Genomic DNA, 26,148 nt, shown 5'->3' with positions numbered 1-26,148 from the left:
TATGTCAGATGGATTACAATTAATTGATTTAAAAATTGCTGATTCCTCGGAAGCGATGAGTTTATTTGGAAATAGTGATCGACATTTAAAACAACTTGAAACCCAAATGGATGTATCAATCATTACACGTGGGGAAGAAGTAAGAGTACAAGGCGATCAAGACAAGGTTACACTCATTAGTGAAGTGTTAAATGCATTATTAAATGTGATAAGACGAGGGATCCATATTTCAGAAAGAGACGTTATTTATGCGATTGAATTAGCTAAGCAAGGGAAGATCGAGCAATTTTACACCTTATTCGATCAAGAAATTTTGCGGAATGCCCTTGGTCGTCCAATTAGAGTTAAAACATTAGGACAACGCGAATACGTCAATCAAATGCGAAAGAATGATTTAGTCTTTGGAATTGGTCCAGCTGGTACTGGAAAAACGTATTTAGCTATTGTAATGGCTGTCCAAGCCTTAAAATCAGGTGAAATAAAAAGAATTATTTTAACCAGACCAGCAGTTGAGGCTGGAGAAAGCCTAGGCTTTTTACCAGGGGATTTAAAAGAGAAAGTTGACCCTTATTTAAGACCATTGTACGATGCTTTACACGATGTACTTGGCTTTGAACATACGGCTCGACTCATTGATCGGGAAACAATTGAAATAGCACCACTGGCTTATATGCGTGGTAGAACATTAGATGATGCATTTGTTATTCTGGATGAAGCACAAAATACAACGCCTGAGCAAATGAAAATGTTTTTAACTCGTCTAGGTTTTGGATCTAAAATGGTCATTACAGGCGATATTACTCAAATTGATTTACCCAATAGGACGATTTCAGGACTGGTATCTGTTCAGGAAATTTTAAAAGGAATTAGAGGAATTAGTTTTGTTTATCTTGCACAACATGATGTGGTTCGTCACCCTGTTGTCCAAAAAGTTATCGAAGCTTATGACAAAAGAAAGCCTTAAAAACTTACGGGTAAAATAATAAAAGATAAAATGCCATCATAGAGAGCTATGATGGCTGTTTTTGTTGTATAGATAAGAGGATTATACGAAAGCTATTCGATGAGAATTCACTTCTAAATATATACATTAAGTAAAAATCATTGTATGATAATGTATAAGTAATGAGTTCACTAAGGAGTCTAATTCATATGAAGATTAAATTAGATCAACTAAAAAAACTAAATAAACCCATTCAAATAATGATTACTTTGATAATTATTGCGATAGCAATCTTTCTTGCTACATTATCCAATGTCTATACGGAAACTTATGAAATCGAGCGATATAGTGCGGCAAATGAAACGATTCAGTCACCGATAAGTATCGAAGACACTAAAGAGACAGAAAGACGTCAAAGAGAAGTCCTTCAAGCTGTAGAAGACCGTTATTTAATTTCTGAAGATGTGACAGAGGAACGCATTGATTATATCAATGAGCTATTTGATGTGATTGAATCAGTTGATCAATCTTCTTCAAGTGAAGAAGATACTGATGAGGACGAGGATACTGAGGAAAGTCAAGCTGAAGAGTCCACGACTGAAAGAACAAATTCAGATAAACTCATTGAATTAAAACAATTAATTAGTCAAGAAATCACAGATCATATTGATGATGACGATTTACTGATCTTACTTTCAGCAAATGATCAAGAAAAACAAGTTGCTCACGAGTTATTGACGACCACATTATACGAACTCTTTAATGAAGGTATTCAACACGATCAAGTAGATGATGCCAAAACCCAACTGGCACAGAGGTTTCAATATTCGAGTCTTGATAATGAATTAAAAGAAACCCTATTGTCGGCGGGAGAATTTGCACTTGTTGAGAATTCTTTCTTTTCTGTTGAAGAGACTATGGAAGCAGAAAGACAAGCTATTAATAATGTTGAACCGGCAATGATTCGTGCCGGTGAGGTTATTGTTAGGGAAGGACAAACGATTACAAATGAAATCTATGATAAATTAACGCTTGTTGGACTGTTAGATAGTGATCGCAATCTATTTCCTATTTTAGGCTTGATTATCTTATTATTATTATTGATATCATTGTTAAGCTATAGTTTATTCAATTACTTAAATGAACAATATTTAGATTTAAAATATTTGTTTGCTTTAACGATTATCACTGTTGTCACGATTAGTATTATGAAGTTTATTAGTGTTTTTACCACAGATACCAATCAACTTTACTTATTGATGCCAATTGCGGCCAGCAGTATTTTAATTAAGATTCTTTTTCGAGAGCGATTAGCACTTATCTTTGCAATCATCTTTTCAATTATAGGTACGATTATTTTTAATGGACAGATTCCAGGTTCATTAAACTTAGAAGCGGGTATATACTTACTATCTGCTCAAATAAGTAGTATTGCTGCACTGATAGCCATTAAGGATCGTGTTGCTATCTTAAAAACAGTTTCAGTCACTGGGATTGTTAATGTATTAGTCATCCTAGGATTTGTCTTTTTGTCATATGATAGTTATCAACTATCAGAAATTATCTTATTCGGGACTTATGGTTTTATTTCTGCACTTGTTTCAGGAATTGTTGCAATTGGGACATTGCCTTTTTTCGAATCTGTTTTACGCTTATTATCAGATACGAGATTATTAACACTAGCCAACCCGAATCATCCATTATTACGAAGAATTTTAACAGAAGCACCAGGAACATATCATCACAGTGTTATGGTTGCTAACTTGAGTGAGGCAGCATGTGAAGCCATTGGAGTAAATGGATTACTAGCAAGAGTGTCTTCCTACTATCATGATTTGGGTAAAACAAAACATCCCCATTATTTTATTGAGAATCAAATGGGGGTGGATAATCCTCATGATTTTTTAGAGCCAAAACAAAGTGCCGAGATTATTATCGCCCATCCATATGATGGGGCTAAGATTTTAAAAGAGCATAATATCCCGAAAGAAATCATTGATATAGCAGAAGAACACCATGGTACCTCTTTATTAAAATATTTTTACTATAAAGCTAAAGAAACTAATGAAGAGGTTGATGAGGAGGTATTTCGCTATCCTGGTCCATTACCTCAAACGAAAGAATCAGCAGTTGTTTCCATTTGTGATTCTGTAGAAGCGGCCGTTCGATCAATGGATCAGCCGACAAAAGACAGAATTGATGAGCTAATTGCCCGTATTACTCAAGATCGGTTGCAGGATGGGCAATTTGATGATTGTGCCCTTACCTTTAAAGAGTTAACAAAAATTAAACGGACCATAAGTGAAGCTTTGAATGGAATTTATCATTCAAGAATTCAATATCCAAAAGAGTCAGAGGAGGCATAAAAATGCTAATTGATTTTTTTGATGAAACAAATTCAGTTAACGAGGAATATGTCAAGACAATCAATGAATTGCTAAAATTTGCAGCTAAGCAGGAAGGTTTAGAAGACAGTGCAGAAATATCAGTAACTTTTGTTAATAATCGTATGATTCAAGAGCTCAATCGTAATTATCGACAAATTGATCAAGCAACCGATGTCATTTCCTTCGCACTTCAAGAGCAAGGTGAAGGAGAAATTATGATTTCAGGTGATCAAAGACCACCGCTAACACTTGGTGATATTGTCATTTCGGTAGATAAAGCCAAAGAACAAGCCAAAGAATATCAGCATAGCTTAAAAAGAGAATATGGTTTTTTAGCCTTACATGGTTTGCTACACTTATTAGGCTATGATCATTTAAATAAAACAGATGAACAAATCATGTTTAATAAACAAGAGGAACTCTTGAATGCGTTCGGATTACCAAGAGAATAAGAAAAATCGCGTTGGCTTACGCTATGCAATCAATGGCTTGAAATATGCTTATAAAAATGAGATAAATATTCGAATCCATTTTATTATTGCTTGTTTAGTTATTATGTTTGGTTTTGTTTTTTCCGTTTCGAAATTAGAATGGGTACTCTTATTATTAATGATTGGTTTTGTTTTGACCGCTGAGTTGTTAAATACCGCTGTGGAGACCATGTTAGACTATTTAGCGCCTGATTGGCACGCCATGGTAGGTGCCATTAAGGATTTAACCGCTAGTGCTGTATTAGTGGCAAGTATAATAGCTGCTATTGTAGGAATGATTATCTTTTTACCAAAAGTAATCACATTATTTTTTTAACTAGATCTGGAGGACATACGATGCAACAAAATTCATTTAAATCAGGTTTTATCACAATAATTGGTAGACCGAATGTCGGTAAATCAACTTTTCTTAATCGTGTAATCGGACAAAAAGTTGCGATTATGAGTGATAAAGCTCAGACCACTCGTAACACGATTCAAGGTGTCATGACTGATGATGAGGCACAAATTATTTTTATCGATACACCGGGGATCCATAAGCCAAAGCATAAGCTCGGGGATTTTATGGTTAAAATTGCTGAGAATACGCTAAATGAAGTTGATGCTATTTTATTTATGATTAATGCAGCTGAAGGGTATGGACGTGGTGATCAATACATTATTGATCGACTGGAAAGTGTCAAAAAGCCAGTCTATCTCATTATTAATAAAATCGATCAAATTCATCCTGATCAGCTATTTGACTTGATTGTCGAATATAAAGATAAGTTCGACTTTCAAGAGATTATTCCTATCTCAGCATTGGAAGGTCATAATGTCGAGCATTTATTGTCTGTTTTAAAAGCTCAATTATCAGAAGGACCACAATATTATCCTGAAGATCAAATAACCGATCATCCCGAACGTTTTATTATTAGTGAATTCATTCGTGAAAAAGCCCTTCAACAAACGAAAGAAGAGGTCCCACATTCGCTAGCAGTGGTCATTGATAAAATTGACAGAAAGCCTGGCGAAAAAATTCAGATTCAAGCGACAATTATCATTGAACGAAATTCACAAAAAGGAATTATCATTGGTAAACAAGGTTCAATGTTAAAAAAGATTGGTTCACAAGCAAGGCGTGATATTGAACGCTTATTAGGGTCGAAAGTTTATTTGGATTTATGGGTAAAAGTTCAAAAAGATTGGCGTAATCGAGAGCAATATCTTCATGAATTTGGTTATAACCCAAATGAATATTAAAGCTTTCGTCAAAATATTCATGGAAATAAATAATCAACATTGATTTACTGACGTTGGTCATTCTATAAATGTAGATGTTCTAACTAAAAGGAAGAAGGTGGAGTTATCATGAATGATTTACCTTGGATCGTTTTTAGTAAAACAGGAAATATTGAAACCTATCTACTTATGAAGGACTATGATGATGAAAAAAACAGTGAAGATAGATTGTCGGAAGAACCGCCATTAGATCAATTTGATAGCATGGATTAAAAGGACTGATGAGAGGTGCTGGAAAAGGTAGAAGGTGTCATTATTCGCGCACAAAATTATGGGGAAACACATGTTATCGCAACATTATTTACTGATAAGCTTGGAAAAATAGGTGTTATTGCCAGAGGAGCCAAAAAACCTAAAAGCCGAATGGCAGCTGTTTCACAAATGTTTATCCATGGACAGTATTTAGTCCGTATAGGTAAAGGATTAGGCGTTTTGGAACAGGGTGAAGTCATCCAGTCCCATCGCCGAATTAGAGAAGATATTGTGCTAACGGCATATGCTAGTTATATTGCCGAACTTACCGATAAATTATTAGACGAAAAATCACCAAATTATTTTATCTATCAACAGTTTATGGCAACATTAAAAGGATTAACCGGGGATAAGGATCCACTGGTCTTAACGATGATGTATGAAATGAAATTATATAAAATAGCTGGTTTTGCCCCTATACTGGATTATTGTCAACGTTGTAAACAAACAAAAGATATTAGTGGTTTTTCCGTTAAAGAGGGTGGAGTTCTTTGTAAGAGGTGTTTAGCTAGTGATCCTAACCATATTTCAATCAATCAGACACAATTGAAACTATTGCGGCTTTTTTCAGAGGTTGGCCTAGAGCGAATTGCCAATATTTCTGTCAAAGAAGAAAATAAAAATAAAATTAAAAATATTTTGGAGCAGTATTACGATACATATGGTGGATTAGCTCTGAAATCAAAGAAATTCTTAAAACAAATTGATCTATTTAGTTGAGTTGTTTTTATTATGAAATAGATGAACTCATAAACACATGAAAAAACGCAACTGAGACAAAACAAAAATATGGATTCTAATGATCAACAAATACGATACCAATATAGAGAAAATAACCGCAGATGAGATATGTTTTGCTTTCCGCGGGCTTGAAGGCACAGAGGACATAGGTCATGCAAGTGTCGCCACACGACGTGCCGAACTTAGTTTCTCTTCCTAAATTTTCTGAATTGAAACTAATTGTCAAAGTGGATCTCAAGTTCTTGTTATTCCCATAGGACAAGAAAAGCTACGTCAGCGAGACATCGCACGAAGAAAATTGCCTTTTATTTTCGAGGAGTCTCCGTATTTTTTTCTGCTGACCAGTCACATTGCCATCTATATTAAATTTTCACTAACCTAATAATATTGGTAATCACAGTCTCCGTGTTAGGTGTTGTCCTAGGATGTGATGAAGTTGTCAGGATCCTTGACAAATCAATATGTATTCCTTATAATGATTCTATATGTGAAGAAAGAGAAGAGTAAACGAAACAAGTTATCATAGCGAATCTGGGATAGTGTAAGCCAGAGATAACAGTGAGTTGAACGGCACTCTGGAACGTATAGGATAAAAAAGTGACTAGAGGTTAATCCTTTAGTAATTAGGGTGGAACCGCGGAAATCCCGTCCCTATGTCTTAAAGTTAAGACATAGGGACGGGATTTTCTCACTAATTATATGAGAATTGGAGGAAATGATGATGCATATTCAAGAGATGATACTCACTTTACAAAAGTTTTGGTCAGATCAAGGCTGTATATTAATGCAAGCATATGACACCGAAAAAGGGGCTGGTACGATGTCACCAATGACATTGCTCCGTAGTTTAGGACCAGAGGATTGGAACGTTGCATACGTTGAACCCTCTCGGCGTCCCGATGATGGCCGTTACGGTGATAATCCAAACCGGTTATACCAGCATCACCAATTTCAAGTGGTTATGAAACCATCACCAGTTAATATTCAAGATCTTTATTTAGAGTCGCTAAAGAAGTTAAATATTGATCCCTTACAACATGATATTCGTTTTGTGGAAGATAATTGGGAAAACCCAACGTTAGGGGCTGCTGGTTTAGGTTGGGAAGTTTGGTTAGATGGCATGGAGATCACTCAATTTACCTATTTTCAACAAATTGGCGGACTTGAAGCAGATCCAGTAGCTGTAGAACTTACTTACGGAATTGAACGCCTTGCTTCTTATATTCAAGATAAAGAAAATGTGTTTGATTTAACGTGGACAGATGGTGTCACGATGAGAGATATCTTCTACCAACCCGAATACGAACATTCCAAATATACGTTTGAAAATTCAAATACAGAGATGCTATTTGATCTATTTAATAACTATGAACAGGAAGCAAAGCAGCTTATTGAAAAAGGACTCGTTTTTCCTGCCTATGATTATGTTTTAAAATGTTCTCATACTTTTAATTTACTTGATGCTAAAGGTGCCATTTCTGTAACAGAAAGAACAGGCTATATTGGTAAAGTACGCTATTTAGCACGTGCAATCGCCAAATTATACGTAAAAGAACGTGAAAAACTAGGATTTCCAATGTTGAAGAAGGATGGTGATTCCATTGTCAACAACTAATGTATTGTTCGAAGTCGGTCTTGAAGAAATGCCAGCTCGGTTTCTTGCGGAAACGGAGCAGCAGCTACGCAATAAAACGGAAGAATGGTTAAAGGAAAATCGTTTAACCTTCAATGAGATAAAAACCTTTATTACACCAAGACGATTTGCCGTTCAAATTCTTGACTTAACAGACAAACAAACCGATCTTGAGCTAGAAATTAAAGGACCTGCAAAGAAAATTGCTTTAGATCAAGAAGGAAACTGGACAAAAGCAGCCATTGGTTTTACGAAAGGACAAGGTTTGTCCTTAGCGGATATTTATTTTAAAGACGTTAATGGAACTGATTATCTCCACGTTAAAAAATATACGGAAGGAAAAAGCTCGCGTGACCTATTACCAAGTTTTAAAGATGTTATTTTGTCAATGAATTTCCCTAAAAATATGAGATGGGCAAATCATCGTCTACGCTATGTTCGACCGATTAAGTGGCTGTTAGCCTTGAATGATAATGAAGTGGTCTTTTTTGAAATTGAAGGTGTGACAAGTGGTGATAAAACATATGGTCATCGTTTTTTAGGAGAAGAAATCACTCTCAAAGATCCATTAAACTATGAGACAATTCTAAATGAGCAATATGTGGTTGCCGATAGTGGTAAACGAAAAATTGAGATTTTAACTCAAATCAAAGATTTAGCAAGCCAACACAATTGGCTGGTGGATATGGATGAAGATTTGTTAGAAGAAGTTACCCAATTAGTAGAATATCCAACTGTTTTTTGTGGGAAATATAGTGAAGATTATTTAATTGTCCCAGAAGAGGCGTTAATTACTTCAATGAAAGTCCATCAACGATATTTTCCTGTTCGAGATCAAAACGGCTCATTATTGCCTTTCTTTATTGCTATACGTAATGGAAATGCTGAATATATTGAGAATGTAATTAGAGGAAATGAAAAAGTTTTAAATGCTCGCTTAGCAGACGCACTCTTTTTCTATCAAGAGGATCAGAAAAAGTCAATAGCAGAGAACAATGCTAAATTGGCAAAAATGGTTTTTCAACAACAGTTAGGTACACTTGCTGACAAAGTAGAGCGAGTCACGAATAGCTCGGTAGCTATCGCCAAGAAGTTAAAGCTCACGGATTTAGAAATAAAACACGTTGAGCGGGCAGCAAAGATCAGTAAATTTGACCTAGTTACCCAGATGGTTGATGAGTTTCCTAATCTTCAAGGGATAATGGGTGAGAAATATGCTCGTTTATTTGGTGAAAATGAAGCGGTGGCTCAAGCAATTAATGAGCATTATATGCCACGCCATGCAAATGATCAATTACCTCATTCGGTCATTGGTGCGATCATAAGTGTAGCAGAGAAAATGGATACGATTGTTGGTTGTATTGGTGTTGGTTTAATTCCGTCAGGTTCTCAAGATCCATATGCACTTAGACGTCAAGCAATGGGTGTCATTCAAATTCTTCTAGAAAGAAACTGGTCGATTACATTTGAAGAAATTGTTGATCTCATTTTAAAACAATATCAAGGATCAATGATTGATATTGAAGAAGATGTGGTAAATAATGTGAGTCAATTTATTGAAGCAAGAATTATTTATCTTGCTAAAGAAGAACAAATTGCACAAGATATTATTAAAGCTGTCACACATATGAAAATAGGTGTTATTTCTCATTTAATCAAAAAAGCAAAGCTATTAGAAAATAAGCGTCAGGATATTGCATTTAAAGAAGCACATGAGGCATTAGGGCGTGTGATTAATATAGCCAATATGGAAATCAAGCAAAATGTTGATCCATCTCTATTTGAAAATCATTCAGAACAAGAATTATATGAAGCTTATCAATCGATTGAAGCTGATTATCGTTTGAAAATGGAGCAAGGGGAGTACTCTGCTGCCCTTCAGCTACTGGAATCTCTAACACCGACCATTGAATTATTCTTTGATCAAACCATGGTTATGGTTGATGATTCAAAAATTAAAAATAATCGAATAGCTTTATTAAATCATATAGCTAAATTAATTAATTTATTTGCTGACTTTAAAGACATTGAATGGAAGCAGCACTTTTAGATTTGAGGTGATAAGATGGAAAAACCAATTATTTATTTACTCTCAGATTCGCTTGGTGAAACAGCAGAACAAGTGATTAAAGCGTCTCTATTACAATTTGACAATGGTCAAGATTATGAATTATATAGGTCACCATATATTAAAAATAAAGGGCAAATAGAACAGATATTGGCTCAGGCTAAACGAGATCATGCACTTGTTGGCTATACGCTTGTTGATCCAGGTTTACGCCAATATGTGATGCAGAAATCAACTGATCTGAAATTAGAAGTCATTGATATTATCGGACCTATGCTTGAAGCGATGGAACGATTATTTGATAAAAAACCAAAAATGAAGCCGGGTTTAAATCATCAGCTAGATGAATCCTATTTTAGACGAGTAGAAGCGATTGAATTTGCGGTTAAATATGATGATGGTCGTGATCCGAGAGGTATAGAACAAGCTGATATTGTTCTCATCGGTGTATCACGAACATCAAAAACACCACTGTCTCAGTATTTAGCACTGAAAAGTTTAAAAGTAGCTAATGTTCCTGTTGTCCCAGAGGTTGATCCTCCAAAGGAACTATTTAATACGGATCCGAGTAAATGTTATGGTTTAAAAATAAGCTCTGGAAAGTTAAATGGGATTCGAAAAGAACGCCTAAAAGCACTTGGCTTAAAGGCTAGTGCTAATTATGCAGCTTTGGATAGAATTGATCAAGAACTAGAATATTTTGATGTCATTGTTGATCGACTCGGCTGTCCAGTCGTTGATGTGACTGATAAAGCTGTGGAAGAAACCGCTAATATTATTTTGCAAATTCAAATGACACGTTAAATGGTGAATAACTGGAAACCTAAATTTAGTCGGGTAAATAATAAAACATACAGAAATAAAAGAATAAAAAACCTTACGACTTAAAACGTAAGGTTTTTATTACCCTGAACAAAATAGTAGCTTTTTTTCAGTTAATAGACTATAATAATTATTTGTGTAAAATTTCAACTTCTGTATAGTATTTAATAAAGAGTTTGATAGATTGTTAATGGTTTCAATTGTTTTGCAGGAATATAGATTTCCGATGTAGAAGGTTTACTTAGCTAATTAAGTTTCAAGATTACCATGAAGGATGCTATATTGAACTGAAAAACGTTAAAATTGAAATTTGTTAGCATTTTTTTAACTTTTTTGTCGAAACTTGCAGGAATTTTTGATTTTATATAGAAATTAAATGTTGGTGATAATTATGACCGCTCAAATTCCTGAGCAATTAATAGATGAGATTCGTAAAGCTAATGATATTGTTGATGTCATTGGAGAATATGTCTCATTAAAAAAACAAGGACGAAATTATTTTGGACTTTGTCCATTTCATGGTGAGAAGACACCTTCTTTTTCAGTTACTCAAGAAAAACAAATTTTTCACTGTTTTGGCTGTGGTAAGGGTGGTAATGTTTTTACCTTTTTGATGGAACAAGAAGGTTTTTCTTTTCAACAAGCAGTCACTCATTTAGCACAAAGAAGTGGTCACTCTTTACCAGATCAATATTTGCAACAAGATAATCAAAATAGTCAGTCACATGACCAAATTAGTTTAAATGCTCATGAACTATTGACTAAATTTTATCATCATATTTTTCATCATGCAAAAGAAGCTAGCGAGGCTCGAACGTATTTAAAAAATCGAGGGTTAACTGATGAGACGATCGATTTATTTCAAATTGGTTTTTCACCTGAAGGAAATGAAGTGACGACTCAATTTTTATCGAAGAAAGAATTTAATTTACAAGAGCTTGTATCAGCAAGTGTATTGGCTCGTAATGATCAAAATAAAGTATATGATCGAATGAGAGGGCGTATTGTTTTTCCGATTCGTAACCACCTTGCTAAAACAGTTGGATTCGGTGGTCGTTCAATAACAGATCTTGAGCCCAAATATTTAAACAGCCCAGAATCTGCCTTATTTCAAAAAGGAAAACTGCTTTTTAATTTTGATTTGGCAAGAAGTGAATTGAAAAAAAGCGGACAGGCGATACTATTTGAAGGTTATATGGATGTGATCACGGCTTATCAAGCAGGTATAACAAATGGAATTGCCTCACTCGGCACCTCAGTATCGGAACAACAAGCGGCTTTAATTAAACGATATGCAGATACTGTAGTTATTTGTTATGACGGTGATGATGCAGGAATCAATGCCTCTTTTAAAGTGGCTAAGTTAATGATTAAAGTAGGTTGTCAAGTCCGTATGGCAACATTACCAGATGGACTTGATCCAGATTCTTTTATTAAAAAATATGGTGGTGAAAGGTTTAAACGAGAGGTAATCGAGGCAAGCTCTACTTATATGAGTTTTGTCATGATGTATCACAAAAGAGCTTATAATTTAAAAGTTGAAGCAGATCAAATAGCTTATATCAAGCAAATTGTTATAGAAATTGCTCAGCTTAAATCACCTTTGGATAGAGACCGTTATATAAGAGAATTAACCAAAATGTTTGATTTATCTTCTGAAGCTATTTTGGAAGAAGTTAATCAAATTAGGAATAAACAAGGTGCAACTAGGGATAATGTGGATTCGAACAGCCATACTAATGATCGCGTATTAAAAAGTAAATCCAAACGACTTTTACCAGCTTATCACAATGCTGAAAGAAGGTTGCTTGCCTATATGTTATATGATCGTTCGATTGCTGAACAAATAAAGCATACCTTAGGTGCTGCTTTTAATATTGAGAAACACAAAATTATCGTAACTTATTTATATGCTTTTTATGAGGATGGATTTGAAGCGAATGTCAGTCATTTTGTAGAACGTTTAAATGATAAGGAAATAATAAGTGAAGTGATTGAGATTGCCATGGAACCTGTCAGTGCAGATGTTTCAGAAGATGAAATTGCAGACTATGTTCATATGATTAAAGCTGAACATAGCGATAAAGTTATTATCCGTGATTTAATAACTAAACAAAAAGAGGCAGAATTGAACAAAGATTATTTGAAGGCAGCCCAAATTGGGATGGAAATTATGCGAATTCAGAAAGAACTAAAGAACAAAAATCGATAATGAATTGGATAAGTTGGAAGGAGGGGGACTCTAATGGTAAAGAAACAGCCAGAACATTCAAGTGATAATGGAGTCGAGACCACATTAGATGAAGCAAAAGAACAAATTGTTGAGATAGGAAAGAAAACAGGTGTTATTGCTTATGAAGATGTCGTCGAACGACTAGCACATTTTGAATTGGAGTCAGAACAAATTGATGAGTTCTATGAATATCTAGGTGAACAAGGGATTGAAATAGTAAGTGATATCGATGAAGATCCTAGTGAAGGTGATATAAAAAAAGAAAAGGAATTCGACTTAAAAGATATTAGTGTTCCGTTAGGGATTAAAATTAATGATCCTGTTCGAATGTATCTTAAAGAAATTGGGAGAGTTGATTTATTAACAGCAGACGAAGAGGTTAGTTTAGCCAAACGAATTGAGGAAGATGATGAAGAAGCGAAAATGAAATTGGCTGAAGCTAATTTACGTTTAGTTGTTAGTATTGCCAAACGCTATGTTGGAAGAGGTATGCTTTTTCTTGACCTTATTCAAGAAGGGAATATGGGTTTGATAAAAGCTGTTGAAAAGTTTGATTACAGAAAAGGGTTCAAATTTAGTACGTATGCGACCTGGTGGATTCGCCAAGCCATTACTCGTGCTATCGCAGACCAAGCAAGAACGATTCGAATTCCAGTTCATATGGTTGAAACAATTAATAAATTGATTCGTATCCAAAGACAATTATTACAAGATTTTGGACGAGAACCCACTCCAGAAGAAATCGGAGTAGAAATGGAATTATCCCCGGATAAAGTTAGAGAAATATTGAAAATTGCTCAAGAGCCCGTCTCATTAGAAACGCCGATTGGGGAAGAAGATGATTCGCATTTAGGTGATTTTATTGAGGATCAAGAAGCAACTTCACCATCAGATCATGCTGCTTATGAGTTGTTAAAAGAACAATTAGAAGATGTACTTGATACCTTAACCGATCGTGAAGAGAATGTTTTACGATTACGCTTTGGCTTAGATGATGGCCGTACCCGTACTTTGGAAGAAGTAGGAAAGGTATTTGGGGTCACCCGTGAACGCATTCGCCAAATTGAAGCAAAAGCTTTGCGTAAATTACGTCACCCAAGTCGCAGCAAAAGATTGAAGGATTTTCTAGAGTAAAAAGATGAAGAAATATAAATTGTATCAGCTAGATTGGCTCAGTCAATCGAGATTCAGTTGAGCTTCAATTGACTCTTGGTTGACTGTTTTTTTACACTTTATGTATGAAGGTAAAAATTTAGCTAAGAAATGGATTCAAGCCGACTAAATTTATCACACCCAAAGAATAAGGAAAATGAGTTATTTAAGGGGTCTTTGACTAACTTCCTCACGATTTAGGGAAAAGTCGACCCAACACATCCATGTACAAATAAAGACGAGTGAATCCGAATTATTTTAATTATTGAACATATTTAGCTCATCAGCTAAAACTTGTGTTAGAAATAACATTTTAATTTGGGGTGTATCAATGTGAATGGGCAGAGAAAAGCAACCATTATAAATGAAATAAAGTATTGGAAAGAAAATCGTTTGCTTCCAGATGAATATTGTGATTACTTGCTTGCTTTATATACTGAAGGAGAAGAAAATTTAGAGGAGACCGAAGCGCAGATAGGAATAATGGGTAAAATAAATATATTTAGTTTACTTTTTATCATCTTAAATTTAACTTTAGCTCCTAGTATAGCTTTTTTATTTTTTACGCACGGCCAAATATGTTTTATTCAACAGTCTTAATCATTTTAACAATCAATATTTGTATGGGCTTGTTCTTTCTTGGCATAAAGTTTTATCAAATAGAATCCAATTACGTAATACTGGTATTATTATTAAATATTTTTATCATCTCTCTTACAGTCATTGATCAATGGATGGGTCAATCGTTTGCTGGACTAATCGTGATTTTCACTCAGTTCATTTTATGGTTTGGTATAGGTATAAAACGCTCAAGTAAATTGTTGATGGGTATGAGCATACTCGGGCTAGTCGTCAGTATTATTTCGATAATTATTTAAAGGACAGGTGTAACAAGTATGACAAATGAAATTATTCTATCAAATAGATTGAAGAATATTATGGACTTTTTACCCGCTGGTTCATTTTTTGCAGATATTGGAAGCGACCACGCTTATCTCCCTATTGCCGTTTGTCAGCATGATCAATCAGCAAAAGCAATTGCAGGGGAGTTAAATGAAGGTCCTTATCGATCTGCGCTTGAGCATGTAACGACACAACGGTTAACTGATCAAATAAAAGTAATAAAGGGCGATGGATTAGAGGTTATACAGTTTGAACCCGTCAAGCAAGTTGTGATTGCTGGAATGGGTGGTGGTTTGATTTGCTCAATCCTTGAACAGGGGAAACATTTATTAAAGGATGTTGACCGATTAATTTTACAACCTAATGTGAATAGCGAGTATATTAGAGAATGGCTACTTAATACAGATTATCAACTAGTAGCCGAAAGGATTTTAGCGGAAGAGGGGCATATTTACGAGATTTTAGTTGCAGACATAGCAGTAACTAAAGCAAGATACGAATATTCGGATAAAGAAATCTTATTTGGTCCTTATCTCATAAAGGAAAAAAATAATGTGTTTAAACAAAAATGGCAAAGGGAACGGAAAAATTATCGACGTATTATTGAACAAATGCTCCGAGCAAAAGAGCCTGATTTAATTAAGATAAATCAATTTAAACTTAAAGAAAAGTGGATAGAAGAGGTGTTAAAGGATGACTAAATCGATAACTGTAGGAAAAGTGATTGACATACTAGAAGAATGGGTCCCGAAAAAATTAGCAAGTGACTGGGATAATGTTGGCTTACAGATCGGGAATTTAAGCATGCCAGTAAATAAAGTTATGACAACACTTGATGTAACAGAAGAAGTTGTTGAAGAAGCCATTGAAACTAAAGCTAATTTAATTATTTCTCATCATCCCTTATTATTTAAACCCTTAAAACAAATAAATCTTAATCAACCGATTGGGAAAATAATCAACCTATTAATTAAGCATGATATTTCAGTTTATTCAGCTCATACAAATCTAGATATTGTTACTGGTGGGGTCAATGATTTATTAGCGGCGAAGCTTGCTCTACAAGACACGAAACCTCTTGTTCCTGAAGGAGAAGAAAAATTATATAAGCTCCATGTTTATGTTCCTGAAAGTCACCAAGAAGAAGTTGATCAAGCACTAACTCAAATAGGTGTTGGACAAATGGGAGAATATAAGGATTGCTCATTTAGTGTAAAAGGAATAGGCAGTTTCACGCCAAGCGATCAAGCTGATCCTTTTTTAGGGGAGCAGGGGATAAAAGAAACTGTAGAAGAAGTCAAACTCGAATATATGCTGCCCGATTGCTTGGTATCAAAAGCTGTTCAACAATTAATAAAGGCACATCCCTATGAAGAGCCTGCTTTTGATTTAATTGAACTGAGTAATAAAGGAGAAGTATATGGTTTAGGACGTATAGGTACTTTACCAGCAGAAATGACATTAAAAGAGTTAACGTTTCAAATTAAAGATGTGTTTCAACTGTCTGGTTTGCGCGTGACAGGTCCACTTAATCAAAAGGTAAGAAAGGTTGCGGTACTTGGAGGAAGCGGTGAAAAGTATTATCAACATGCTAAACGTTTGGGTGCAGATGTCTATCTGACTGGAGATGTTTCTTTTCATTATGCCCAAGATGCACAAGCTGTAGGCCTATCTATTATTGATCCAGGGCATCATATTGAAGCCGTTATGATTGAAGCGGTCCATAACTATTTGGATAAGTGTTTAACTGAGGAATATGGTCAAATTGAAGTGATTAAGACAAGTTTAAGCACTGAACCTTTTCAATTTTTATAATATACAATGATTTTTAAAAATAAATCCATTAATAAATGAATGTTTAAATGTGCAATTACAAAAAAATTCTACTATAATAAATAAAATAAGTCGATTGATGAGGAGTTTAATATGGAAAAACATCATTTTAAAGAATTTAATGTCAAGCCGTGGATCAATGAGATCGTTGAGCAATTGGGATTTAGAAATCCAACGCCTATTCAACATAAAGTGATTCCAGCTGTACTAAGAAATGAAAGTATAATGGGTCAATCACAGACCGGATCAGGGAAAACACATGCTTTTTTATTACCCTTATTTAATCAGCTATCTTTTGAAAAAAAAGAAGTTCAATTTGTTGTCACGGCTCCAACGCGCGAATTAGCCACTCAAATTTTTACCGAAGTCAAAAAAATTATTTCTTTCTTACATGAAGATCAGCATGTAACAGCTAAATTGTTTATTGGTGGTACGGATAAAAAAAGAATGATTGAAAAATTAACTGAACAACCACAAATTATTGTCGCGACACCAGGACGCCTATTAGACTTAATTAAGGAAGGCTCAATCAATCTTTATACAGCGCGTTCATTTGTGATTGATGAAGCTGATTTGATGTTAGAATTAGGCTTAATTAATGAAATTGATCAAATGCTAGTTAAGGCTAATCCAGCAACCCAAGTCTTGGTTTTTTCAGCAACAATCCCAGAAAGATTGCAACCTTTTTTGAAAAAATATTTACACAATCCAACATATTTTCAAATTACGGATCAAATGTCTCCTATTAAAATTGAAAATCGCCTTATTCCATTAAGGCATAGAAAACCAGCGGAAGTCATTACGCGAATCGCAAAAACAATTAATCCATATTTAGCTATTATTTTTGCTAATGGTAAAGAAGCTTGTGATGATCTTTATGCTGAATTACTTGATCAGGGGTTAAATGTTGGTTTGATCCATGGTGGTTTAGGGGCAAGAGAGCGAAAGCGCGTATTAAAGGATATCCAAGCCTTAAAATATCAATACATTGTGGCAACCGATTTAGCTGCTCGAGGCATTGACATTAAAGGTGTTAGTCATGTCATTAATGCCCAGCTACCAAAAGAAGTTGAATTTTTTATCCATCGAGTAGGACGAACTGCTCGTGCAGGGATGGAAGGAACAGCTATCCATTTATATACAGATCAAGACATTCATTTACTAAATAAGCTAGTTGAACAAGGCACAGAATTTGAAACATTTGATATCGTGAAAGATGAATGGAAAGAGATAGCACCTTGGAATGAACGAAAGTTAAGAAAGAGACAAAGTGATGAACTGGATCAAGAGGCCTGGAAAAGAGTTAAAAAGCCGAAAAAGGTTAAGCCAGGTTACAAGGTGAAAATGAAGAGACAGCAAGAAAAGATAAAGAGACAATTAAAACAAAAACGAAAGAAATAACAAAGACTTTAGGAGTGGGGATAGTGAAAATAGGCTCTCATGTTTCAATGAATGGAAAGAAAATGTTATTAGGTTCAAGTGAAGAGGCAACAAGTTATGGCTCATCAGCCATGATGATTTATACGGGTGCACCTCAAAATACGAGAAGAAAAGCGATCGAAGAATTGAACATCGAAGCGGGACTCCAACATATGGGGGAAAACGGAATAGAAGATCTTGTTGTACATGCTCCATATATTATAAATTTAGGTAATACAACGAAACCGGAAACTTTTGAACTGGCTGTATCCTTTTTACAAAGTGAAATTGAAAGAACTCATGCTCTTGGCGCTAAACAAATTGTTTTGCATCCCGGTGCACATGTGGGAGCTGGACCTGAAAAAGGGATTGCTAGAATTATTGAAGGTTTGAATGAGGTGCTTACGAAAGAGCATGATGTTCAAATTGCTTTAGAAACAATGGCTGGAAAAGGTTCAGAGATGGGGCGCACTTTTGAAGAATTAGCGATGATTATCGATGGTGTTGATCAAAATGATAAATTATCTGTATGTTTCGATACATGTCACGTTCACGATGCGGGTTATGATATTATTAACGACTTTGATCATACTTTAAATCAATTTGATCACCTCATTGGTCTTGAACGTCTAAAGGTAGTCCATATCAATGACAGTAAAAATGCACGTGGAGCACATAAGGATCGTCATGAGAATATAGGTTTTGGCTATATCGGCTTTGAGCCTCTTCACTACATTGTCCATCATCCACAGCTTGCCGCTCTACCAAAAATTCTAGAAACACCTTATGTCGGTGAAGATAAAAAAAATAAAAAACCACCATATAAATTCGAAATTGACATGTTAAAACAAGGTCATTTTAATGAGAAATTAAAAGAGGAAATAGTGAATCAATAAAAAGAACAGGCAGTGACAAACAAAAAATTTAGTCAAAATCCAAACAAACACGATATGGATATAGAAGAAATGATCGCAAGTGAGATGTTCCACTTTCCTATGGCCCTCAATTCTAGCAAAAAGCGAATGATATTCAACTTTTTTGAATATCATTCGCTTTTTTAACTACTCAATTTACTTTTGTCCTAACCTTTTTTAACTAAACCAATCTGCCATATTATATTGTTTAATAAATTGATTAAGAATAATTTTTGCTTGTTTTACAGTTGCTTGATCTGTGATTTGTTCTAAATGATCAAACATTTTGATCAAATCTGTCTTCTTGAATGGGTCAAACTGTTGTGTTCTTAGGATGTTTATAAGTTGATTGGCTTGAGTTTCAGAGAGCGTTACTTGATAGCTATTAGCGTGGGCAAGTAGTTCATTAGGTGTTATTTCTGCCATTTTCTTTTGAATAACTTGTTTAAACATATTGTTCATCTTGTTCCTCCTCATTTATAATTCCTTCACATTTATCCTATTAAGAAATCTTCAATTTAATATATGATTCATTTGCTAAAAGTTTAATTTTATTGATTAAGGGTAAAGCGTATCAGTTGCTTTTATTATGAAGATAGCTTAGGATAACCATTTGTAACACCAAGTGAATCTTCAAACAGTTGAGATTCTTTATTCTCTGCTGATTAGGGCTGGGATTTGGAATAAGCTATCTACTTATTCCTGCACTATCGAAAAGCATAAAACTTTAGCGATGATCGTATAATTAAAACTATGGCTTTCGTAATAAGATTTCAAAACAGCGTAAAGATATGGCGATAAGCCAGAGGGTTTAACGTTGCGAATGCTTAAGTTGCTTTCCTTAGTGCGATTACTCACCAAAGTTGTTACAAGAAAGGATGGATAAGACTTGAAACAAAGTACTTTATTTGTATTATGTCTGTCATTTGTATCTGCCATTTTAATTTTTATGCTAAATCATATTCAACGTACACAAATGACAACATTAGAAGAGGAAAATCGTGTCTTAGCTGCCGAAAACAAACAATTAAAGGCAGAGTCAACTTATGAGCAAGAATTACTGAGGACGGAGCTAAACGGTGATTATAAACATTGGTCAAATATTGAGGAAATAGCGGAACAAATGGTAAATGATAGTGAGGGTCATTTTAAAAAGGCTTGGGCGATTTATTTGGCTAATGAAGCAGAACAATTTAACATAGACCCTTTTCTCATTTATGAATTATTAAAAGTAGAAACAGGAAAAACCTTTGATCCAGATCTCATTGGACCAGAAACTAAATATGGTCAAGCATATGGGATGTCACAATTTATGGGAAATACCGCTCCTTGGATTGCAGAGATGGCGGGACTGCCTTATAGTGAAGAGTTATTATTTGATCCTTATTATTCCATGCAGCTAGCTGTTGTTTATTTAGATTTCCTTCATCATAAGTACCAAAACTGGGATGAAGCGTTGACGGCATATCATCGAGGGATGACTGGCATGGAAAATTATAAGGAGAAAACAGGAACAGCGAAAAGTCATTATGCTGATCTGATTCAAGCGAATGCAGAAAACCATCACACATTAGCGATGGCCGAATAATCACAGAAAGCTAGAGGTTCAAAATCTTTAGCTTTCTTTTTTTGTGTAATTATTTAAATAGGGTTGAGAATTATAAAATCAAGTAAAAATTGATATTATTATTGATAGACCGGAAATAAATAAACTCGTCCATCCTCTAATTGATAAATATTTGCGGATGGATTAAGGGAAATAAAATCAGTAACTGATTGTTCAATATTAATCACTGGCTGTTTGTTTAACTTCTCTATAATAGTTAATAATTGCTCCCCTTGTTGAACCTGATAAGAAATAACTTGAAAGCTTGATAAACTTTCATCATAATAAGAGTGAGGGGTAACTTCAGCAGTAGTTTGCTTCGAATTTAAATCACGATCACGATAGAGGTCTTGATAACAAGTAATCAACAGTAAGATACAAAAAATAAAACTGAAGAACTTTAACCTACTCGACATCATCATTCTCCTTTAATAATATTTATTAAAAAAGTCTAGCTTAAGAAAGAGGGTGTTGTTAATAATGGATATTTTTACAATGGATTGGCTTAGTTTTTTTATTGTTGGTATTGGTACTATGCTTTTAGTTGGTGAATTATTAGTTAAAGCGAAAGGGATATTTGCATTTCTAGGTGTTTCTCTTATTACTCTTTACTTTTATGCATATCTCGATCCATCTATGTTCTTCATAATGGCAATTATTTATTTTTTAGGTATTATTTTAATATTTATTGATGGTGAACTTATTAATGATGGAACTCTGGCTGGTATTGGTGCGATATTAATGATTGTTTCGGTGGGCTTGAGTTCACCGAATTGGATAGTTGGTCTTTATGCTATTATTGGTGTTGTTATCGGTGCTGCTTGTTCTTTTCTGTGGTTGAAGATGTTACCACGACGAAATATGTGGACGAAAATTCCTTTAATTGATCGCTTAACAGATGATCAAGGATATAGTTCGATCAATACAGATTATCACCAATTAGTTGGTCAAAAGGGGATTGCTTTAACCAATTTACGCCCCGTTGGAACGATCAAAATCAATCAGAATGAATATAGTGCGATTTCAAATGGTTACTGGATTCAGCAAAATGCTGAAATTATTGTGAAACAGGTAGATGGTACACGTATATTAGTGGACGCATTGGATAAGTATAAAGAATAATCGAGACTAAATTAAATAGGAATAGAGTGGAATCCCCTTAGCTGACTGTACAAAAGATTGGTTAGCTAAGGGCTATTTTAATGCTATTATTCATGAGTTATGAATTGTAAAAATTGTATGTAAATTTAGTGTAAAATTTTATCGAATACTCTTTACATTTCAGTAATGTTTAATTAATAATAGGAATTGATGTCATTTTACATATGAAAATAATACTGAATTGAAGGGATGGTCATTCATGGAATTAGATATAATGACTATTATATTTGAGTTTTTAGGTGGACTAGGTATCTTTCTATTAGGAATTAAATCAATGGGTGAAGGATTGCAAAAATCCGCCGGTGACCGATTGAAAGACATTTTAGATAAATTTACTAGCAATCCATTTTTAGGTGTCCTTGCAGGTATGGTGGTAACTATATTGATCCAATCAAGCTCGGGAACAACCGTATTAACGGTTGGATTAGTGAATGCTGGATTTATGACATTAAAACAATCGATTGGTGTGATTATGGGTGCAAACGTAGGAACAACCGTCACAGCATTTATTATTGGGATTAAATTAGAGGATTATGCATTACCGATTCTTGCGGTTGGTGCACTAATGTTATTTTTCTTTAAGAACCAAAGAATCCTGAATATTGGACAAGCAATCTTTGGCTTTGGTGCCCTATTTTTCGGATTGAAATTAATGGGAGATGGTTTAGCCCCATTACAAGATTTACAGGCTTTTCATGAACTAATGATTGAAATGTCGGATAATTCAATTTTAGGCCTTATTATTGGGGCTGTATTCACTTTTATTGTGCAAAGTTCAAGTGCTACGATTGGAATCTTACAAAGCTTATTTGGTCAAGGTGCGATTGAGTTAGATGGTGCACTTCCCGTTTTATTTGGAAATAATATTGGGACGACTATTACAACAGCGATTGCAGCGATCGGTGCTTCTATTGCCGCTCGGCGGGCTGCTTTAACACATGTTATTTTCAATCTGATTGCCGCCATCCTTGCGATGTTAGTACTAATTCCATATACAACTTTGGTTGCAAATATACAGAATGTATTAGGCTTAAATGCAGAGATGACAATTGCCTTCGCACATGGTATATATAATTTTGCTAGTGTGATTTTAATGTTTCCATTTATCGGAACATTAGCCATGGTTGTAACCAAACTTGTTCCTGGTGAGGACTCAACGCTAACTGTCCAGCCTACTCATTTAGATCCTATTTTTATTCAACGGTCTCCTTCTGTTGCTTTAGAACAGGTGAAGGAAGAAGTCGTTCGAATGGGTGAGTGTGCTATTAAAGGATTGGAGGAATCTTGTTTATTCTTGAATAGTCATGATACAAAACATGCTAATAATTCCCTGCAACTTGAGAATACATTAAACAAAATGGATCAAGAAATAACTGCCTATTTGATCGATTTAGCTGCCACACAGCTATCCGATGCAGATAGTGAAAAACACTCCGCTTTGCTTGACAGTGTCCGAGATATCGAACGGGTTGGTGATCATTTTGAAAATATTATTGAATTAATTCAATTTAAAATTTCAAATAAAACTGTTTTAACAGATCAAGCTAAAGAAGACTTAAATGAAATATTCGAATTAACGAATAAGACACTTAAAGAGGCGATTCAATCGCTAACAAATAGAAATAGAGAAAAAGCCTTGAAAGTAGTTAAATATGAAAATAAAATTGATCAGATGGAAAAAACCTTTAGAAAAAAACATATTATTCGATTAAACAAAGGTATCTGTTCTCCTTCTGCTGGAATTGTCTATGTTGATATTCTAAGTAATTTGGAACGAATTGGTGACCATGCGTTAAATATTGCGGAAGAAGTAATTGGTGAAAAGATTCCAGAGACTATCCATTAATACAACACTCAGCAATTGAATCCAATTGCTGAGTGTATAAATTTCAAAAATCGAAAAACTTAAATTTTAAAACTATTGACTGGATATTTTTAATGTGATATATTATATATCGTCGCTAAAGTTAGTACATAAATTCATCAGCGATATCAAAGTTGTTCCACAGTAGCTCAGTGGTAGAGCAATCGGCTGTTAACCGATCGGTCGTAGGTTCGAATCCTACCTGTGGAGCCATTTTATGGCGGCGTAGCTCAGCTGGCGAGAGCGTACGGTTCATACCCGTGAGGTCGTGGGTTCGATCCCCTCCGCCGCTACCATATTTACAACTAGGATATCTATAATGGCGGTCGTGGTGAAGTGGTTAACACATCGGATTGTGGTTCCGACATGCGTGGGTTCGATCCCCACCGGTCGCCCCATTATAATAGGACCCTTAGCTCAGTTGGTTAGAGCTATCGGCTCATAACCGATCGGTCGCAGGTTCGAATCCTGCAGGGTCCACCATTTAATTTATTGCGGAGGAATACCCAAGCCCGGCTGAAGGGATCGGTCTTGAAAACCGACAGGGGCTTCACGGCCCGCGGGGGTTCGAATCCCTCTTCCTCCGCCATTTTCATTTGGAAAATGAATACATAGTAAGGCTCGATAGCTCAGTCGGTAGAGCAACGGACTGAAAATCCGTGTGTCGGCGGTTCGATTCCGTCTCGAGCCACTCAGAAAACAGGTCATTGTCAACAATGGCTTGTTTTTTTGTGTATCCAATTATTGAATTTAGCCAAAAAATTTAAATGTGGGTGTTTAAGATAGCTTGAATAAGGCAAGATATATATATCACATTTAATAGGAGTGATCTTTGATGCTAAAGAAGGATGATATAACACAAATAAAGCATGATTTAATAACACGTGAAACCGAATTAATGGATAAAATTAAACGAGATAAAATCCGTGCAACTGAAGAGGAATATTCAACAGAATTGTCTGATTATGATAATCATCCCGGTGACCAAGGGACAGAATTGTATGAAAGAGAAAAGGATCTCGCACTTACAACTCATGAGCAGAATGAATTAAATGAAATTAAACAAGCCCTTGAAAGCATTGAAAATGGTCATTATGGTCAGTGTATTGTCTGTGGTAATGAGATTGAAACAGACAGACTTAAAGCTGTTCCTGAGACAAATCTTTGCATTGAACATGCAGATTCAAAGGCGGAATTTAATGGAGAAGAACAGCAATCAATGGGCTCTTTAGAGTTTGATGAAACCAATAGCTGGAACATATTAGAGGGTTATGGTTCATCAGAAAGTCCATCTGATTTCACCAGTGATCATGATGATTATAACCATTTAACTGAAAAATCGGATTCTGATACTACTGATGACATGGATCATTTTGCAAATAAAAATCAAACAGACGAATAAATTATGTTTAATTTATTAAAAATGAGTGAATATAATAGGTAGGCATTGAAGCAAAAAATTTGCTAGTTAACAATTATTTTGCTAAAGTGGGAATCATAAGAAAGTGAACTTTTTGTGAACTTTCAATTTGGTAAATTTAAAGGAGGAACTTTTAATGGGAAAATTTGAATTACCAGAGTTACCGTACGCTTATGATGCATTGGAGCCACATATTGATCAGGAGACCATGAGTATTCATCATACGAAGCACCACAATACGTATGTGACAAAATTAAATGGAGCACTTGAAGGACATAGTGATCTTCAAGATTTATCACTTAAAGAACTATTATCAGATTTAGAAAAATTACCTGCTGATGTGCAAACGGCTGTTAGAAATAACGGTGGTGGACATGCGAATCACAGCTTGTTTTGGACTTTATTATCTCCAAACGGCGGAGGAGAGCCAACTGGAGATTTAGCAAATGCTATTAACAGTAAATTTGGCAGCTTTGATGCTTTCAAAGAAGAATTTACAAATGCTGCTACTGGCCGTTTCGGTTCAGGTTGGGCTTGGTTAGTTGTGGATAATGGTGAATTAGCCGTTACAAGCACACCAAATCAAGATACGCCAATTATGGAAGGGAAAACACCTATTCTAGGTTTAGATGTATGGGAGCATGCTTATTACTTGAAATATCAAAATAAACGTCCAGATTACATTTCTGCCTTTTGGAATATTGTAAACTGGGAAAAGGTTGCAGAGTTATACAAAGCTGCTAAATAATATAGTGAAAACCTGAGTTATGATATTGACTCAGGTTTTTTATGTTAATAAAGATTAGAGTTTAAGTGCAGTAACAGGTTTGTTGCAACGTAAATGATTACGATTAACATATAAAAAAGCTCACATTCATTAAATGTGAGTTTTTCTAATTTTATCTACTGACCAAACATGCTATAATAAAGTGGAACTTCATTTGGTCGGGCATTCCCCGCTGAATGTTATCATTACAAGGGTATGACCTAAAGACCCTTGAACGAATCGGACCATTACCAGTTGC

25 protein-coding genes and 6 tRNA genes are annotated in these 26,148 nt (G+C 35.0%); 29 read left to right on the top strand and 2 right to left on the bottom strand.

Annotation, left to right across the window (positions count from 1 at the left end):
- Position 1 precedes the first annotated feature (1 nt).
- The 18 genes from ACS127_RS15250 (at position 2) to ACS127_RS15165 (ending at position 19,054) form a co-directional block, all read left to right on the top strand.
- Complete coding sequence (locus ACS127_RS15250) at positions 2–964, top strand: PhoH family protein (protein ID WP_440895879.1); 963 nt, start codon at positions 2–4, stop codon at positions 962–964.
- 188 nt (positions 965–1,152) lie between these two features.
- On the top strand, positions 1,153–3,309 hold the full coding sequence (locus ACS127_RS15245; RefSeq protein WP_440895878.1) for an HD family phosphohydrolase: 2,157 nt from the start codon (positions 1,153–1,155) through the stop codon (positions 3,307–3,309).
- 2 nt (positions 3,310–3,311) lie between these two features.
- Positions 3,312–3,782 carry an rRNA maturation RNase YbeY gene (gene ybeY, locus ACS127_RS15240; protein ID WP_440895877.1) on the top strand — a complete coding sequence of 157 codons (471 nt, stop codon included), beginning with the start codon at positions 3,312–3,314 and terminating at the stop codon, positions 3,780–3,782.
- On the top strand, positions 3,757–4,137 hold the full coding sequence (locus ACS127_RS15235) for a diacylglycerol kinase family protein (protein ID WP_440895876.1): 381 nt from the start codon (positions 3,757–3,759) through the stop codon (positions 4,135–4,137). The genes ybeY and ACS127_RS15235 overlap by 26 nt, the downstream gene beginning before the upstream one ends.
- A gap of 20 nt (positions 4,138–4,157) precedes the next feature.
- Positions 4,158–5,063: a GTPase Era gene (gene era, locus ACS127_RS15230; RefSeq protein WP_440895875.1), complete on the top strand. Its 906-nt coding sequence runs from the start codon at positions 4,158–4,160 to the stop codon at positions 5,061–5,063.
- Between the two features lie 108 nt (positions 5,064–5,171).
- The gene (locus ACS127_RS15225; protein ID WP_440895874.1) at positions 5,172–5,315 is read left to right on the top strand and encodes a YqzL family protein; all 144 of its coding nucleotides are present in this window, start codon (positions 5,172–5,174) and stop codon (positions 5,313–5,315) included.
- A gap of 15 nt (positions 5,316–5,330) precedes the next feature.
- Positions 5,331–6,074: a DNA repair protein RecO gene (recO, locus tag ACS127_RS15220; RefSeq protein ID WP_440895873.1), complete on the top strand. Its 744-nt coding sequence runs from the start codon at positions 5,331–5,333 to the stop codon at positions 6,072–6,074.
- 742 nt (positions 6,075–6,816) lie between these two features.
- Positions 6,817–7,710 (top strand): glycine--tRNA ligase subunit alpha, encoded by an 894-nt coding sequence (glyQ, locus tag ACS127_RS15215; protein WP_440895872.1) that lies wholly within the window; start codon positions 6,817–6,819, stop codon positions 7,708–7,710.
- Complete coding sequence (gene glyS / locus ACS127_RS15210) at positions 7,697–9,778, top strand: glycine--tRNA ligase subunit beta (protein ID WP_440895871.1); 2,082 nt, start codon at positions 7,697–7,699, stop codon at positions 9,776–9,778. The genes glyQ and glyS overlap by 14 nt, the downstream gene beginning before the upstream one ends.
- A 15-nt stretch (positions 9,779–9,793) precedes the next feature.
- A complete protein-coding gene (locus ACS127_RS15205; protein WP_440895870.1) occupies positions 9,794–10,600 on the top strand; it encodes a pyruvate, water dikinase regulatory protein in 807 nt (268 codons plus the stop codon).
- A 394-nt stretch (positions 10,601–10,994) separates the two neighbouring features.
- The gene (gene dnaG, locus ACS127_RS15200) at positions 10,995–12,830 is read left to right on the top strand and encodes a DNA primase (RefSeq protein WP_440895869.1); all 1,836 of its coding nucleotides are present in this window, start codon (positions 10,995–10,997) and stop codon (positions 12,828–12,830) included.
- A gap of 33 nt (positions 12,831–12,863) precedes the next feature.
- A complete protein-coding gene (rpoD, locus tag ACS127_RS15195) occupies positions 12,864–13,985 on the top strand; it encodes an RNA polymerase sigma factor RpoD (protein ID WP_440895868.1) in 1,122 nt (373 codons plus the stop codon).
- A 351-nt stretch (positions 13,986–14,336) separates the two neighbouring features.
- Positions 14,337–14,603 carry a hypothetical protein gene (locus ACS127_RS15190; RefSeq protein WP_440898184.1) on the top strand — a complete coding sequence of 89 codons (267 nt, stop codon included), beginning with the start codon at positions 14,337–14,339 and terminating at the stop codon, positions 14,601–14,603.
- Complete coding sequence (locus ACS127_RS15185) at positions 14,582–14,881, top strand: hypothetical protein (RefSeq protein WP_440895867.1); 300 nt, start codon at positions 14,582–14,584, stop codon at positions 14,879–14,881. The genes ACS127_RS15190 and ACS127_RS15185 overlap by 22 nt, the downstream gene beginning before the upstream one ends.
- 18 nt (positions 14,882–14,899) lie before the next feature.
- Entirely contained in the window at positions 14,900–15,607 is a 708-nt protein-coding gene (locus tag ACS127_RS15180) for a tRNA (adenine(22)-N(1))-methyltransferase (RefSeq protein WP_440895866.1), read from the top strand.
- Positions 15,600–16,721, top strand: coding sequence for a Nif3-like dinuclear metal center hexameric protein (locus ACS127_RS15175; protein WP_440895865.1), 1,122 nt, complete (start codon positions 15,600–15,602; stop codon positions 16,719–16,721). The genes ACS127_RS15180 and ACS127_RS15175 overlap by 8 nt, the downstream gene beginning before the upstream one ends.
- Positions 16,722–16,832: 111 nt before the next feature.
- Entirely contained in the window at positions 16,833–18,140 is a 1,308-nt protein-coding gene (locus ACS127_RS15170; protein WP_440895864.1) for a DEAD/DEAH box helicase, read from the top strand.
- Positions 18,141–18,160: 20 nt separating this feature from the next.
- Positions 18,161–19,054: a deoxyribonuclease IV gene (locus ACS127_RS15165; protein WP_440898157.1), complete on the top strand. Its 894-nt coding sequence runs from the start codon at positions 18,161–18,163 to the stop codon at positions 19,052–19,054.
- Between the two features lie 195 nt (positions 19,055–19,249).
- On the opposite strand, the gene ACS127_RS15160 is transcribed toward ACS127_RS15165, so the two are convergent.
- On the bottom strand, positions 19,250–19,534 hold the full coding sequence (locus ACS127_RS15160) for a DUF2624 family protein (protein WP_440895863.1): 285 nt from the start codon (positions 19,532–19,534) through the stop codon (positions 19,250–19,252).
- Positions 19,535–19,961: 427 nt separating this feature from the next.
- Here ACS127_RS15160 and ACS127_RS15155 point away from each other — a divergent pair, with 427 nt between their 5' ends.
- Positions 19,962–20,660, top strand: coding sequence for a transglycosylase SLT domain-containing protein (locus ACS127_RS15155; RefSeq protein ID WP_440895862.1), 699 nt, complete (start codon positions 19,962–19,964; stop codon positions 20,658–20,660).
- 98 nt (positions 20,661–20,758) lie between these two features.
- Here ACS127_RS15155 and ACS127_RS15150 read toward each other — a convergent pair whose 3' ends face one another.
- Positions 20,759–21,094 (bottom strand): hypothetical protein, encoded by a 336-nt coding sequence (locus tag ACS127_RS15150; protein WP_440895861.1) that lies wholly within the window; start codon positions 21,092–21,094, stop codon positions 20,759–20,761.
- Positions 21,095–21,158: 64 nt separating this feature from the next.
- On the opposite strand from ACS127_RS15150, the gene ACS127_RS15145 reads away from it, so the two are divergent.
- The 10 genes from ACS127_RS15145 to ACS127_RS15100 all read left to right on the top strand — a co-directional run bounded on the left by ACS127_RS15145 (position 21,159) and on the right by ACS127_RS15100 (position 25,871).
- Positions 21,159–21,800, top strand: a complete 642-nt coding sequence (locus tag ACS127_RS15145) for an NfeD family protein (protein WP_440895860.1) — start codon at positions 21,159–21,161, stop codon at positions 21,798–21,800.
- A gap of 238 nt (positions 21,801–22,038) precedes the next feature.
- A complete protein-coding gene (locus tag ACS127_RS15140; RefSeq protein ID WP_440895859.1) occupies positions 22,039–23,685 on the top strand; it encodes a Na/Pi cotransporter family protein in 1,647 nt (548 codons plus the stop codon).
- Positions 23,686–23,841: 156 nt separating this feature from the next.
- Positions 23,842–23,916, top strand: a tRNA-Asn gene (locus ACS127_RS15135).
- A 6-nt stretch (positions 23,917–23,922) separates the two neighbouring features.
- Positions 23,923–23,999, top strand: a tRNA-Met gene (locus tag ACS127_RS15130).
- Positions 24,000–24,025: 26 nt separating this feature from the next.
- Positions 24,026–24,101 (top strand) — tRNA-His (locus tag ACS127_RS15125).
- Between the two features lie 8 nt (positions 24,102–24,109).
- Positions 24,110–24,186 (top strand) — tRNA-Ile (locus tag ACS127_RS15120).
- Positions 24,187–24,199: 13 nt separating this feature from the next.
- Positions 24,200–24,292: transfer RNA gene (locus ACS127_RS15115), tRNA-Ser, on the top strand.
- A gap of 29 nt (positions 24,293–24,321) precedes the next feature.
- A tRNA-Phe gene (locus tag ACS127_RS15110) sits at positions 24,322–24,394 on the top strand.
- Between the two features lie 144 nt (positions 24,395–24,538).
- Positions 24,539–25,105 (top strand): TraR/DksA C4-type zinc finger protein, encoded by a 567-nt coding sequence (locus ACS127_RS15105; RefSeq protein WP_440895858.1) that lies wholly within the window; start codon positions 24,539–24,541, stop codon positions 25,103–25,105.
- A gap of 154 nt (positions 25,106–25,259) precedes the next feature.
- Positions 25,260–25,871 (top strand): superoxide dismutase, encoded by a 612-nt coding sequence (locus ACS127_RS15100; RefSeq protein WP_440895857.1) that lies wholly within the window; start codon positions 25,260–25,262, stop codon positions 25,869–25,871.
- Positions 25,872–26,148: the final 277 nt, after the last annotated feature.

It is taken from the genome of Amphibacillus sp. Q70 (assembly GCF_052055485.1).
Lineage (GTDB): Bacteria > Bacillota > Bacilli > Bacillales > Amphibacillaceae > Amphibacillus.
Note: the sequence above shows the minus strand (reverse complement) of the source record. Positions and strands in the feature narration are given on the sequence as shown.

What these genes read in the sequence shown, in the direction of transcription:
- ACS127_RS15150 (WP_440895861.1), bottom strand. Translation starts at nt 21,094, where the DNA reads ATGTCGAGTAGGTTAAAGTTCTTCAGTTTTATTTTTTGTATCTTACTG.
- ybeY (WP_440895877.1), top strand. Translation starts at nt 3,312, where the DNA reads ATGCTAATTGATTTTTTTGATGAAACAAATTCAGTTAACGAGGAATAT.
- ACS127_RS15235 (WP_440895876.1), top strand. Translation starts at nt 3,757, where the DNA reads ATGCGTTCGGATTACCAAGAGAATAAGAAAAATCGCGTTGGCTTACGC.
- ACS127_RS15175 (WP_440895865.1), top strand. Translation starts at nt 15,600, where the DNA reads ATGACTAAATCGATAACTGTAGGAAAAGTGATTGACATACTAGAAGAA.
- ACS127_RS15245 (WP_440895878.1), top strand. Translation starts at nt 1,153, where the DNA reads ATGAAGATTAAATTAGATCAACTAAAAAAACTAAATAAACCCATTCAA.
- ACS127_RS15140 (WP_440895859.1), top strand. Translation starts at nt 22,039, where the DNA reads ATGGAATTAGATATAATGACTATTATATTTGAGTTTTTAGGTGGACTA.
- glyQ (WP_440895872.1), top strand. Translation starts at nt 6,817, where the DNA reads ATGCATATTCAAGAGATGATACTCACTTTACAAAAGTTTTGGTCAGAT.
- ACS127_RS15100 (WP_440895857.1), top strand. Translation starts at nt 25,260, where the DNA reads ATGGGAAAATTTGAATTACCAGAGTTACCGTACGCTTATGATGCATTG.
- rpoD (WP_440895868.1), top strand. Translation starts at nt 12,864, where the DNA reads ATGGTAAAGAAACAGCCAGAACATTCAAGTGATAATGGAGTCGAGACC.
- ACS127_RS15170 (WP_440895864.1), top strand. Translation starts at nt 16,833, where the DNA reads ATGGAAAAACATCATTTTAAAGAATTTAATGTCAAGCCGTGGATCAAT.
- dnaG (WP_440895869.1), top strand. Translation starts at nt 10,995, where the DNA reads ATGTTGGTGATAATTATGACCGCTCAAATTCCTGAGCAATTAATAGAT.
- ACS127_RS15225 (WP_440895874.1), top strand. Translation starts at nt 5,172, where the DNA reads ATGAATGATTTACCTTGGATCGTTTTTAGTAAAACAGGAAATATTGAA.
- ACS127_RS15145 (WP_440895860.1), top strand. Translation starts at nt 21,159, where the DNA reads ATGGATATTTTTACAATGGATTGGCTTAGTTTTTTTATTGTTGGTATT.
- ACS127_RS15105 (WP_440895858.1), top strand. Translation starts at nt 24,539, where the DNA reads ATGCTAAAGAAGGATGATATAACACAAATAAAGCATGATTTAATAACA.
- era (WP_440895875.1), top strand. Translation starts at nt 4,158, where the DNA reads ATGCAACAAAATTCATTTAAATCAGGTTTTATCACAATAATTGGTAGA.
- ACS127_RS15180 (WP_440895866.1), top strand. Translation starts at nt 14,900, where the DNA reads ATGACAAATGAAATTATTCTATCAAATAGATTGAAGAATATTATGGAC.
- ACS127_RS15185 (WP_440895867.1), top strand. Translation starts at nt 14,582, where the DNA reads ATGTTTTATTCAACAGTCTTAATCATTTTAACAATCAATATTTGTATG.
- ACS127_RS15250 (WP_440895879.1), top strand. Translation starts at nt 2, where the DNA reads ATGTCAGATGGATTACAATTAATTGATTTAAAAATTGCTGATTCCTCG.
- ACS127_RS15205 (WP_440895870.1), top strand. Translation starts at nt 9,794, where the DNA reads ATGGAAAAACCAATTATTTATTTACTCTCAGATTCGCTTGGTGAAACA.
- ACS127_RS15160 (WP_440895863.1), bottom strand. Translation starts at nt 19,534, where the DNA reads ATGAACAATATGTTTAAACAAGTTATTCAAAAGAAAATGGCAGAAATA.